The 232-nt window shown below is 64.7% G+C and carries 1 protein-coding gene; it reads right to left on the bottom strand.

The annotated features are described in order from the left end of the window. Positions 1 to 21: 21 nt before the first annotated feature. The coding region (locus ACRHNM_RS18385) for a hypothetical protein (protein WP_431138068.1) at positions 22 to 232 on the bottom strand (211 nt) is incomplete at its 5' end.

The following is a 232-nucleotide window of genomic DNA, read 5'->3' as shown; positions in this document are numbered from 1 at the left end:
GCTGCCGGTGGCGGAAATCGACTAGGCCCGCTTGAGGATTGCCTGCGTCATCGCGGGCAATTCCTTTTTGACGATCTGGGAAAACTGCGTCAGCAAGGCCTTGGCGATGGGCGGGGGCGGTTCGATCCCGGAATGAGACACGTACACGAACAGCGGGATCGCCGGCTCGACGCGGCGCACCACCAGCCCGTGCATCAGGGCGTCGGTCAGGCCATACGAGTCCACCAGCGCC

Origin of the sequence: Psychroserpens mesophilus, from assembly GCF_050617655.1 — a bacterium.
GTDB lineage: Bacteria > Bacteroidota > Bacteroidia > Flavobacteriales > Flavobacteriaceae > Psychroserpens > Psychroserpens mesophilus_A.
The sequence above is the reverse complement of the archived record's forward strand: the minus strand, read 5'-3'. Positions and strand labels throughout refer to the sequence as shown.